The 11,021-nt window shown below is 67.7% G+C and carries 11 protein-coding genes; 7 read left to right on the top strand and 4 right to left on the bottom strand.

The window, feature by feature from the left end; translation table 11 throughout:
* Positions 1-6: 6 nt before the first annotated feature.
* The 3 genes from ABDC25_RS01655 to ABDC25_RS01665 form a co-directional block, all read right to left on the bottom strand.
* On the bottom strand, positions 7-312 hold the full coding sequence (locus ABDC25_RS01655) for a protealysin inhibitor emfourin (protein WP_347124502.1): 306 nt from the start codon (positions 310-312) through the stop codon (positions 7-9).
* Complete coding sequence (locus tag ABDC25_RS01660) at positions 287-1,357, bottom strand: M4 family metallopeptidase (RefSeq protein WP_347124504.1); 1,071 nt, start codon at positions 1,355-1,357, stop codon at positions 287-289. Before ABDC25_RS01660 ends, ABDC25_RS01655 begins: the two co-directional genes overlap by 26 nt.
* A 180-nt stretch (positions 1,358-1,537) precedes the next feature.
* Positions 1,538-1,981 carry a hypothetical protein gene (locus ABDC25_RS01665; RefSeq protein WP_029260126.1) on the bottom strand — a complete coding sequence of 148 codons (444 nt, stop codon included), beginning with the start codon at positions 1,979-1,981 and terminating at the stop codon, positions 1,538-1,540.
* Positions 1,982-2,144: 163 nt separating this feature from the next.
* On the opposite strand from ABDC25_RS01665, the gene ABDC25_RS01670 reads away from it, so the two are divergent.
* From ABDC25_RS01670 to ABDC25_RS01700, 7 genes are all read left to right on the top strand, one after another.
* On the top strand, positions 2,145-3,461 hold the full coding sequence (locus ABDC25_RS01670; RefSeq protein WP_347124506.1) for a sugar ABC transporter substrate-binding protein: 1,317 nt from the start codon (positions 2,145-2,147) through the stop codon (positions 3,459-3,461).
* 2 nt (positions 3,462-3,463) lie between these two features.
* Entirely contained in the window at positions 3,464-4,426 is a 963-nt protein-coding gene (locus ABDC25_RS01675) for a sugar ABC transporter permease (RefSeq protein WP_021198391.1), read from the top strand.
* Positions 4,423-5,367, top strand: coding sequence for a carbohydrate ABC transporter permease (locus tag ABDC25_RS01680; protein WP_021198390.1), 945 nt, complete (start codon positions 4,423-4,425; stop codon positions 5,365-5,367). The genes ABDC25_RS01675 and ABDC25_RS01680 overlap by 4 nt, the downstream gene beginning before the upstream one ends.
* Positions 5,364-7,001, top strand: a complete 1,638-nt coding sequence (locus ABDC25_RS01685) for a hypothetical protein (RefSeq protein WP_347124509.1) — start codon at positions 5,364-5,366, stop codon at positions 6,999-7,001. Before ABDC25_RS01680 ends, ABDC25_RS01685 begins: the two co-directional genes overlap by 4 nt.
* Positions 7,002-7,123: 122 nt before the next feature.
* Positions 7,124-8,440, top strand: a complete 1,317-nt coding sequence (locus tag ABDC25_RS01690) for a sugar ABC transporter substrate-binding protein (RefSeq protein WP_347124511.1) — start codon at positions 7,124-7,126, stop codon at positions 8,438-8,440.
* 2 nt (positions 8,441-8,442) lie between these two features.
* Positions 8,443-9,336 (top strand): sugar ABC transporter permease, encoded by an 894-nt coding sequence (locus ABDC25_RS01695; RefSeq protein ID WP_347124513.1) that lies wholly within the window; start codon positions 8,443-8,445, stop codon positions 9,334-9,336.
* Positions 9,333-10,229 carry a carbohydrate ABC transporter permease gene (locus ABDC25_RS01700; protein ID WP_021198386.1) on the top strand — a complete coding sequence of 299 codons (897 nt, stop codon included), beginning with the start codon at positions 9,333-9,335 and terminating at the stop codon, positions 10,227-10,229. The genes ABDC25_RS01695 and ABDC25_RS01700 overlap by 4 nt, the downstream gene beginning before the upstream one ends.
* 17 nt (positions 10,230-10,246) lie before the next feature.
* On the opposite strand, the gene ABDC25_RS01705 is transcribed toward ABDC25_RS01700, so the two are convergent.
* Positions 10,247-10,903, bottom strand: coding sequence for a GntR family transcriptional regulator (locus tag ABDC25_RS01705; RefSeq protein ID WP_021198381.1), 657 nt, complete (start codon positions 10,901-10,903; stop codon positions 10,247-10,249).
* Positions 10,904-11,021: the final 118 nt, after the last annotated feature.

The raw sequence follows: 11,021 nt of genomic DNA on the forward strand, positions 1-11,021 counted from the left end.
ACGTCGTCAGGCCGAGGCCGCGCGCACGGCCTCGACGAGTGCCCGCCAAGGGCCTTCGAGCGCGGAGTCGGGCAGTTCGCGCTCGCGCCGCTCGGACGGTGTGCGCGCCTGGATGCTCCACATGAACCGATCGGCGCCGGGTCCGCCGTCCCGCTCCTGATCCCACGGGCAACGGTCGATCAGATCGATCCACTCCGCCGCGTCGTCAGTGTCGGCTTCCACATGCCACTGACGGCGGATGCCGGCGATGCCGCCGGTGCGCACCACCGCGATCACGACCTGCGCGTCAGTCGGTGGAGGGGACTCGCTCATCTCCATAGACTCCCACGGTCGTCCACGCCCGTCGAGCTGCTGCGGCTGTGGCGGCATCGATGGCCGTGGCCGCGGCGACTGTCGCGTCGGCGAACTGCGTGAAGGTCGCGGTGCTCGACAGGCCGCCGGTGAGAGCGCGGTACCAGACTGTTCCCGCCCGCTCCCAGGCTTTGCCGCCGAGGTCGATCGCGAAGAGGGCGAATGCACGGTTGGGGATGCCCGAGTTGATGTGCACCCCGCCGTTGTCTTCGGTGGTGCGGACGAAGCCGCTCATGTGGTCGGGCTGCGGATCCCGGCCGAGCTCATCGTCGTCGTACGCGGTGCCGGGTGCGATCATCGAGCGCAGCGCCGCGCCCTCGACGGCGTCGGTGAAGATCTCGGCACCGATGAGCCACGTCGCCTGGTCGGCCGTCTGGCTCAGGGCGTACTGCTCGGTCAGGGCGCCGAACACGTCGGCGATCGACTCGTTCAGGGCACCCGGCTGCCCCTGGTATTCGAGGTTGGCGGTGTGCTGCACGACGCCGTGTGCGAGTTCGTGGCCGATGACCGTGAGCGAGCCGGTGAAGTGCTGGAACACCTCGCCGTCGCCGTCGCCGAACACCATGCGCTCGCCGTCCCAGAACGCGTTGTCGTAGTCGACGCCGTAGTGCACGGTCGCATCCAGCGGGGCGCCCGCGTCGTCGAGAGAGTTGCGCTCGAACGCGGCCAGCAGCATCTCGAACGTGGCGCCGAGGCCGTCGAAGGCCTCATTCACCGCGGTGTCATCGACCGGGGCATCGTCTTCGCCTCGCACGACCGCGCCGGGCAGCTGCTGCGTGTTGCCGGCGTCGCTGATCGTGCGGTTGGGGGCATCGGACAGCTGCGCCACGAGGTCGCCGTTCTCGTCGATCGACAGGTCGATGCGCGCGCGGAAGGGCGGTCGACCGGCGGTCAGCGTCTGTCTCGCAGCTGCGGCGGCCTTGGGGAATCGGCCTGATTCGGCCAGACGCGCGAGCAGGTAAGAGGGGACCACTCCATGACGTTCTCCGGATGCTGTGCTGCTCATGGTGCGACCCTACGCCGGGACGCCGACGTTCGTGTGGTGCGGGCGGGTTGCGGCGAGAACCGCGTCGGGTGGACCCGGCGTGGGGCGGAGTTCTCTGTGTCGGGAGGAGCCGTGCCGCGTGGCTGTCCGCCCGACGCGGAGTTCTCCGCCGCACACGGTGCCGCCTCCCGGCGCGCGCCCTCAGTCGTTCTCGATGCTCAGCACGGTCGTGCGCAGGCCGTCGGACTCGTACTGCACCGGCATGCCCGGGTGGTCGATCGAGAACCAGAAGATGCCGTCGTCGGTGTCGTACCGGCGGCAGGTGAGCGCACCGAGCGGGGTCGTCAGGCTCACGGTCGACACGCTCGTCGTGCCGGCGTCGAAGGCGGCATGGCCCTGCAGTTCCGCCCAGGTCACCCGATTCGAGACGACGGCCTTGGGGTCCTCCGCTGCCCAGCGGTCGAGCGTCGCTCCCTCGTCATCGGTGTCGTGGAAGCGGTTGACGTGCTCGCCCATCGGTCCGTCGGGGCCTTCGAGCAGCAGGTGGATCACCATCCCCGTGCCGGTGGCGTCGCGGATCTCGGCGGCGGTGAACGGCGTCGGGAGGAGTCCGGGGCCGAGCAGGTGCGGATCGGGATCGGTCATGAAGACAGTCTGCGCCATGGTCCGGGCCGCACGTCACGGGATGGTCTCGATGGGCAGGTCCGTCGCCCCATTCCTTGACAGGATTGCGTTCTGTATACAGAATACCAATACGCCCGAAGGGGCGATCCCGACCTGATCTTCCAATGATGAAAGAGGTAGCGAGATGGCACGTGCGAACGTGACGCGGTATCTGGCACTGGGTGCCGCCGGCGCTCTGGCACTCGGACTCGCCGCGTGCAGCGGTGGGGGTGGAGGAGGCGGTGGAGGCGTCGACGCCGACGGCAACGCCACCGTCGTCTGGTCGACCTGGGGCACGGCCGACGAGCTCACCCGCTACGAGGAGTTCAACAAGGACTTCATGGAGCGCCACCCCGACATCACCGTCAAGCTGCAGCCCGTCGCCGACTACGGCGACTACCACTCCAAGCTGCTCGCTCAGCTCACCAGCAACACCGCGCCCGACGTGTTCTACGTGGGCGACGACAAGATCGGCCAGTTCGTCGACTCGAACCGGCTCATGCCGCTGAGCGACCTGATGGACTCGAAGGACAGCAAGACGAAGAAGGATGACTTCTTCCCCGGGCTCTTCGGCGCTGCCGAGAACGACGGCGAGGTGTACGCCGCCCCGAACGACTCGAACCCCGACGTGTTCTGGTACGACAAGCAGGCGCTGGCGGCCGCAGGGATCACGGAGGACCCGGCGACCCTCGCCGAGAACGGCGAGTGGACCACCGACAAGTTCCTGGAGATGAACGAGAAGCTCCACGACGCGGGCCTCACCGGCACCATGTACTGGAACTACTGGGCGACGCACTGGAGCTGGCTCTCGTCGCAGGGCCTCGATGCTCCCTATGACGATTCCGGTGCCTTCGTCGCGAACAACGACGCCGCCACCGTCGAGTCGGTGCAGCAGCTCGGCGACCTGTTCGAGGACGGCACCTTCGTCGTCGCCGACACCCTTCCTGACGGTGCCGGCGCCGACAGCGTGTTCGTCACGCACAAGGCCGGCTTCTTCGTGCAGGGCCGCTACACGATCGGCACGGTGGATGCGACGGGCGAGCAGGACAGCTACGACATCGTGCAGTGGCCGACCCCTGACGGCGAAGCTGCTCCCACCGGCGTGGCGACCAGCTTCCTCGCGATCAACGGCAAGACCAAGGTGAAGGACGCGGCGTTCACGTTCTGGACCGAGTTCCTCTCCGCCGAGGGGCAGACCTTCCGTCTGCAGGGCGGCGGCAACGCGGTCCCCTCGATCAAGGGCGCTGACGAGGTCGTGCTCGAGGACGACTATCCCGCACACGCCCAGACCTTCCTCGACATGCGCGACATCGGGTTCGAGGACTACCCCGCCGAGGCGCGCGTGCCCGGTCTGCCGACCGCCATCGCCGACGAGTTCCTGAAGCTGTACCAGGGCAAGGCCGACGCGCAGGAGACGCTCGACACCATCGCCGACGTGGTCAAGGAACGGTCGGAGAAGTAGGAGTGAGCACTCTCACCGAGAACGGGCGGATGCCGCAGGTCACCCCTGCGGCATCCGCCCCGCCCCTGCGCAAGGAGGCGCTCTGGCGTCGCCGCGACCGGCTGTGGGGGTACGTCTTCGTCGGCCCCCAGATGATCGGCATGGGGCTGTTCGTCGTGCTGCCGTTCGCCGCCAGCCTGGTGCTCGCTTTCGCGGACTGGGACGGGCTGACCGATCTCACCTGGGTGGGTTTCGCCAACTTCGCCGATCAGCTGACCGACCCGCTCCTCGGTCGGGCGATCCTCAACACGCTCATCATCGCGATCGTCACGGTCCCCATCGGCCTCGGTCTCTCGGTGATCGTCGCTGTCGCACTCGAGAAGCTCAAGACGCGCACGCTCTACCTGATCCTGTTCTTCGCCCCGGTCGTGACCTCGACGGTCGCGGTGGCGATGATCTGGCAGCAGATGTTCCGCTCCGACGGGCTGCTGTCCACCACGATCGCGAAGGTCTTCGGGGTCACCCCGCCCGACTGGCTGCAGGACCCGAAGCTGGCCCTCCTCGCCGTCTGCATCGTCACCATCTGGTCGTCGATGGGCCTCAACGTCGTGATCTTCCTCGCCGGATTGCAGAACATCTCACCCTCGGTGATCGAGGCGGCGCGCATCGACGGTGCCGGCCCGTGGCGGCTGTTCACCAGCATCCGCCTGCCGCTGCTCTCCCCGATCGTCTTCTTCTCGTCGGTGGTCGCGTTCATCTCGTCGCTGCAGACGTTCGACACGGTCTATGTGCTGGTGCAGGACGCCGGCCCCGACAACGCGACCCGCACGATCGTCTACCACATCTTCGATCTGGGCTTCGGGCGGTTCGAGTTCGGTCCGTCCAGCGCCGCGAGCATCATCCTGCTCCTGCTCACGCTCGTCATCACCGCGGTGCAGTTCGGCGCGCAGAAGAAGTTCGTCCACTACGAGGATGACCCCGCATGAGCATTCAGACGCCCCCGCTGACCGGCCCTGCTCCGGCCACGGACTCCACCATCGCGATCACTGCGCCCGGCTACCGGTCCCGTGGCCGTGGCGGCCCCGCCGTCGACCGCGCACGCCGCCGGCTCGGTTCGACCCTGCTGCACGTGGTGCTCGTGGTGGCAGGGATCGGCATGGTGTTCCCGTTCATCTGGATGCTGCTGACCTCGTTCAAGACCCTGCCGCAGCTGCTGAAGAACCCGCTGCAGTTCCTCCCGGATCCCTGGACGTTCGACAACTACACCCAGGCCTGGAACGCGGTCCCGTTCGGCCAGGCGTACCTGAACAGCGCGTACATCGCGATCCTCGTGGTGGTCGGCACGCTGCTCACGGCGTCGATGGCGGGATATGCGTTCGCGCGCATCCGGTTCCGCGGCAGCAAGGTGCTCTTCATCGTCTTCCTCGCGACGCAGATGATCCCGAAGCAGGTGACGCTGATCCCCTTCTATCTGCTGATGTCGAACCTCGGCTGGGTGGATTCGCACCTCGCGCTGATCGTCCCGGGCATCATGGCGAACCCGTTCGCGGTGTTCCTGATGCGGCAGTTCGTGCTGGCTCTGCCGCGTGAGCTGGAAGAAGCGGCGATCGTCGACGGTGCCGGTCGCTGGCGCATCTTCTGGAGCGTCGTGCTCCCCAACCTGAAGCCCGGCCTCGCTGCCCTCAGCATCATCGTGGCGCTCGACGTGTGGAACGCCTTCCTGTTTCCGCTCGTGCTGTTGAACTCGCCCGACCTGTTCACGGTTCCCCTGCTGCTGAACGCCTTCGAGGGACAGCAGGGCTCGATCAACTACGGACTCGTGATGGCGGCCTCGGCGATCGCGACCGTGCCCATGCTGATCGTGTTCGTCATCGGTCAGCGGAAGATCCTCAACAGCATGGCCGCATCGGGGCTGGGAGGGCGATGATGACGGATGCCGCCGCCCTCGCCGGCCGTCACCTCGACCTGGCCTCGGCGCCGTTCACGTTGCCGCGTTCGCGCGTGCTCGTCTTCCGCGCGGAGGACGGGAACGGTGTGCGCGTGCACACCTCGGAGTATGAGCGGCGGCTCTCGGAGTGCCGGGTGCTGGATGCGCTGATCATGGTGGACGCCTCAGGCGAGGCGCGTGCGGTGACCGACGTGCATCCGGCGCGAGTGACGTTCGGCGCTGCTGCGGCGACGCTGACCTTCGCCGATCCGTCGACGCTGGGCCTCGGCGGAGAACCCGGGTCGCGGGTGCGGCTTCGGCGACCGGACGGGAGTGTCGAGGAGCATCCGCTCGGAGACGGTCTTCGCCTCCGCATCGATGCCGACCGCACTGTCACGGTCGAGCCCGGCGACCACGCGGCGGCGCTCGCCGCGACCGAGGCGATCTGGACCGACTGGTTCGCGAAGTGCCCGAGTGTGCGCGGCGACCTGCAGGAGATGACGGCGTTCTGCTGGTGGGTGCTCGGCGCGAACATCGTCGAGTTGCCGTCGCTGGGCGATGCCAGGGCGATCGTGCCGTCGAAGATCGGCTACGTCGGGCTGTGGCAGTGGGATGCGTACTTCATCGCCGTGGGACTGCGACACGGCGACCCGGAGCTCGCGCGCGAGCAGCTCGACATCGCGTTCCGGTTCCCACAGCCCGACGGCCAGCTGCCCGACGTGGTGCACGAGCTCGGAGTGCTCGCGACCAGCGACGACCTGCCCGAGAGCGACCGTGCGAACCTGCGCAGAGCCGGATCGCAGATCGCCGACCCGAGCGCCCCCGTGCCGCTCACCAAACCACCGCTCGCCGCCTGGGCGCTGCGCAAGGTGCTCGAGGCCGAGGATGCCCCCGACTACGCGCGCCGGCAGTTGACCCGCATCGTCCGCTCGCAGGACTGGTGGTTCGACGGCAGCGACCTCGACCACGACGGGATGCCGGAGTACGGGCACCCGTACTCCTCCGGGCTCGACGACAGCCCGATCTTCGACGGTCCGCTGCCGACAGCGGCTCCCGACCTGGGTGCGTACCTCGTGCGACAGGATCGGGAACTCGCCGCCCTGCTGGAGAAGTACGAGCCGGATGCCGACGTCTCGCGGTTGAGGGAACGGGCCGAGAGCACGCAGGAGCGGCTGCTGCGCATGTGGGATCCGGACCTCGGGCGATTCCTCGCGTATGGCGGCGGGGAGCCGCAGCTCAGCGACACGGTCGTCGGGTTGATGCCGCTGCTCACGGGCACGTTGCCGGCGCCGATCGCCGATGCGCTGCGCCAGGCCGTCGACGACCCCGAGCGCTTCGCCCTGCCCTGGGGGCTGCCGACGGTCGCAGCATCGGATCCCGACTTCTCGGACGAGCGGATGTGGCGCGGACCGGTGTGGGTCAACACGAGCATGCTGGTCGCCGAGGGGCTGGAGGCGTCGGGGTACCCCGAGCGGGCACGGGAGCTGCGCGAGCAGACCGTGGCCCTCGTGATCCACGGCGGCGGTCCGCACGAGTACTTCAACCCGCACACAGGTCGGAAGGCGCGTACGGCGACCACCGCGTTCGGCTGGTCGGCTGCGCTGTTCATCGACCTCACCGTGCAGCTCAGCTGACGGCATCCGTTCCGGTCGCGATTCCTGTCGGTTGCCGGGGCGGCAACCGACAGGAACGGCGACCGGAGCACTGCGGAACTCGATTGTATTCAATATTCATTTCAACGACGAAGGAGTCAGACATGAAGAAGAAGCTCACAGGGATCGCCGCGCTCGCGGCGGTCGGGATCGCGCTCGCCGGATGCGCCACCGGAGGAGTGCCGACCGGAGGGTCCGACGCGGTCGCGCTGGACCCCGACGCGAAGCTCGACGGAGAGATCACCGTGTGGTCGTGGGATGTCGGAGCCGTCGCCCTGGAGCGGCTCGCGGCCGACTTCGAGAAGGCCCACGAGGGCACGACCGTGAAGGTCGTCGACGTGGGCTACGACAACGCCTATGACAAGATGTCGGTCGGCTTCCAAGCGGGCACCGGCCTGCCCGACGTGGTCACGATCGAGACGGATGCCGCCCCCGGCTACATCACGCAGTTCCCGAAGGGGATGCTCGACCTGAACCCGATCCTGGGCGGTGATGAAGTCGACTTCGACCCGTTCAAGTGGTCCGCGGGTTCCGATGCCGACGGGTCCTTGCGCATCGCTCCGTGGGACTCCGGCACCGTGGCGCTGTACTACCGCACAGACATCGTCGAGCAGGCGGGCGTCGACATCGAGGCCGCGGCGACCTGGGACGATCTGATCGCGGCGGGCAAGGTCATCAAGGAGAAGACCGGCCACACGCTGCTCTCGACCGACCTCTCCGCCGGTGGCGGCTTTCAGGTGCTGCTGCAGCAGCTCGGGCAGGGGCTGTTCAACGAGGCGGGAGAGATCACGCTCGACTCGCCGGAAGCCGTGCGCGTGCTCACCATGCTGCAGGAGATGAACGAGGCCGGTCTCATCAAGAACGTCACCGGATGGGACGGCCGGGTCACCTCGGCGAAAGACGGCGACTCCGCCGTGACGGCAGACGCCGTCTGGTGGATCGGCACGCTCCAGGGCGACGCCCCCGAGCTGAGCGGAAAGTACGCCGTGCTCCCGCTCCCGGCGTTCGACGAGGGCGGTGCCCGCACGTCGAACAACGGCGGATCCGGCCTCGCGGTGCCGGCGCAGGCGAAGAACCCGCAGCTGGCCGCGGCGTTCGTCGACTTCGTGCTGGCGGATGCCGACAACCAGGTGTCGATGATGACAAACGAGGGACTCTTCCCGTCGTACCTGCCCGCACTGGAATCGGACTACTTCTCGAAGCCGGTCGAGTACTTCGGCGGTCAGCCGGTCTACGAGACCTTCGCAGAGCTCACGGCCCAGATCCCGCCGATCTTCTACACCTCGGACAGTGCAGAGGCCTCGGACATCGTCGCCAACGCCGTCGCCGCCGCCGTGCTGAACGGAGCCGACCCCGCCACCGTGCTCGCCGATGCGGCCGCGCAGCTCGCCACCTCCACCGGTCGAGAGGTCGCGAAGTAACCATGACCTCCGCGACCTCGCCCGGGTCCGGCCGCCGACGGCTGGACCCGGGCAGGGCCGGACGCTGGTTCGTGCTGCCGGCTGCCGCCCTGCTCCTGTTCTTCTTCGCCTATCCGCTGGGCGCCTCGCTCTGGCAGAGCCTGTTCCGCACCGAGGGCGGCGTGACGAGCTTCGTCGGACTCGGCCAGTACGAGCGGCTGTTCTCCGACCCGCTGATCGCGAAGAGCCTGTTCAACGCGGGACTGATCCTCATCGTCCAGGTGCCGCTGATGATGGTGCTCGCGGTCGGGCTCGCCTACCTGCTCAACCAGTCATGGCTGCGGTGGCGTTCGGGATTCCGCCTGCTCACGTTCCTGCCCGCGGTGACCACGCTGGTCGCCTACGCCGTCGTGTTCCGCGTGCTGCTCGCCACCGACGGCGGCGCCGTGAACCAGATGCTCGGTGTGATCGGCGTCGCCCCGATCGACTGGCTGAACAACGAGTGGTGGGCGCGTGTCTCCGTGATCGCCGCCGTCACCTGGCGATGGACCGGCTACAACATGGTCATCATCCTCGCCGGCCTGCAGTCGATCCCCCCGGAGCTCTACGAGGCGGCGAAGGTCGACGGCGCCGGACGCTGGCAGACGTTCTGGAGCGTGGTGCTTCCGCAGCTGCGGCCGGTGCTGATCTTCACGGGGATCACCTCGACGATCGGCGCACTGCAGCTGTTCGACGAGAACTTCATCCTCACGGGCGGCGGCCCCAACGACGCCACGCTCACCCCGGTGCTCTACCTGTACAAGGTCGGGTTCCGACAGTTCGACTTCGGCTACGCATCAGCCATCGCCTGGATTCTGGTTCTGATCACCGCGATCATCGCCGTCGTGCAGTTCCGGGTCATGAGGGAGAAGCCATGACAGATCTCGCCACCCGCACCCTGGTCACCTCCGGCCGCGACACCCGCAGCCTCGGAGCGGGGGAGCGCGGCGCCCGTTCGCGCATGCTGCGGCTGCCGCTCTACCTGCTGCTGGTCGTGGCCTCGCTGGTGTCGATCATCCCGTTCCTGTGGATGGTCATCGCCTCCACCCATCCGAGTTCGGAGCTGTTCGGCACGCCGCTCCCGGTGCTCCCCGGCGACGCGCTGTGGGAGAACCTCGCCCGCTTGGAGGAGAGCATCGGCTTCAGCCGCGTGATGCTCAACAGCCTGCTGATCGCGGTGATCTACACGGTCTTCAGCTCGATCGTCAGCATCATGTGCGGCTACGGGCTCGCCACCTATCGATTCCGTGGACGCGGTGTGCTGCTCGCGCTCGTGCTCGTGACGATGATGATCCCGATGCAGGTGCTGCTGGTCCCGCTGTTCCAGATCATGGCCGGCATGGGGTGGATCGACACGTATCAGGCCGTGATCCTGCCGTTCCTGGCGAACGCGTTCGGGATCTTCCTGATGCGCCAGGGGTTCCTCGACTTCCCGCCGAGCCTGATCGAGGCGGCCAGGATCGACGGCGCGAGCGAGCTGCGCACGTTCTATCGGATCGTGCTTCCGGTCGCGAAGCCGCAGATCGCGGCGCTCGTGATCTATACGTTCATCAGCCAGTGGAACGCGTTCATCTGGCCGCTGCTCATGCTCAACACCGAGGCGAACTACACGGTTCCGGTCGCGCTGAACACGATGATCGGCATGAGCCGCGTCGACTACTCCGGCCTGATGCTGGGGTCGCTGCTGGCGACACTGCCCCTGCTCCTGCTGTTCCTGATCTTCCAGAAGCAGTTCGTCGCAGGTCTCCTCGGCGGCGCGGTGAAGGGGTGAGGGGATGCGGGGGCGGTCTACGCCGTGAAGTACGAGCTCGTGGCGTTGTCGAGGATGCGCTGCATGCCGTGCATCCAGTTGAGCTTGAGGGCCTCGACGGCGCCGGGGATGTCGCCGACGGCGAGGTGGCGGGCGATCTCGGCGTGCTCGGCGGCGACGCGTTCCACCTTGACGTCTTCGGGCACGAGGAGCGACTCGTAGCGGTGGAACGAGCTGCGCACGTTGTCGATCACGGCCAGGAGACGGGCGTTCGGGCAGGCCGACAGCATCACGCTGTGCCACTCGTCGTCCTTGGTGATGACGAGCTGGTGCTCCACGAGCTCGTCGGCGAACGCGTCGGCCATCTCTTTGAGCTGCGCGCCGATGCGACGCAGCTCGTCGGGCGGGCTGAGCTCGATCGCGAGGCTCTCGAGCGCCGCCAGGACGGGAGCGAGATCGCGGAACTCGGAGGCGCTGAGCGGGACGAACCGGAAGCCCTTGCCGTTCTCGCTCTCGATCTGCCCTTCGGACTCCAGGGCGATGAGCGCCTCGCGCAGGGGAGTGCGGCTGACGCCGAGCTCGGTGGCGAGCTGGACCTCGTTGATGCCCTCGCCGGGCTGCACGAGTCCGGCGCGCATGCGGTTCAGCAGCTCCTGCCGGACCTGCGAGCGCAGGTTCTTGCGTTCGATCGCCATGCGTCCCCTCTTCTGCCGCCTGCCCGTCAGCCTATGGGTTGACGGGCCTGGGACGACGTCCTAGTGTGTTGTATACAGAATACAGCCGATTCCGGATTCGCACCAGTGCACCGCCGGA

It is taken from the genome of Microbacterium sp. SY138, from assembly GCF_039729145.1.
Classification (GTDB): domain Bacteria; phylum Actinomycetota; class Actinomycetes; order Actinomycetales; family Microbacteriaceae; genus Microbacterium; species Microbacterium maritypicum_A.